The 360-nt window shown below is 43.1% G+C and carries 1 protein-coding gene; it reads right to left on the bottom strand.

Annotated elements, in window-relative coordinates:
• The coding region (locus tag ACVC43_RS00200; RefSeq protein WP_452222556.1) for a hypothetical protein at positions 1-360 on the bottom strand (360 nt) is incomplete at both ends.

The following is a 360-nucleotide window of genomic DNA, read 5'->3' as shown; positions in this document are numbered from 1 at the left end:
CTGGGCGTTGGCATCTTCTAAATTAAATTCTTCGACTTCATCGCCTGGGTTGTTAATATCACAGAGTTCCAGTGGGTCTGGTTGTACCAGTACTGGTAATGGGTTTACTATTAACTCTAAGGCTACGGTTTTGTAACAGCTTGTGGCATTGTCTTCTACACGTACCCAAATGGTTTCCATGTTTATGGTACCGTTTATATAGGCGTTTGGCGTGGCAATCGGGTTGTTTGCTGCTTCGGCATTGGCTTGGGTCTGGTAGTAGGTAATGGTGTATAATGTTGGGTCTAAATCGTTAGTGGCATCGCCATCTAACAGGTTTAGTATTTCTGGTTCTTTGGTTGGTAAATTAAAGGTGGCAAA

The organism is Lacinutrix chionoecetis, from assembly GCF_053604665.1.
This window is presented reverse-complemented; position numbering and strand designations above follow the sequence as displayed.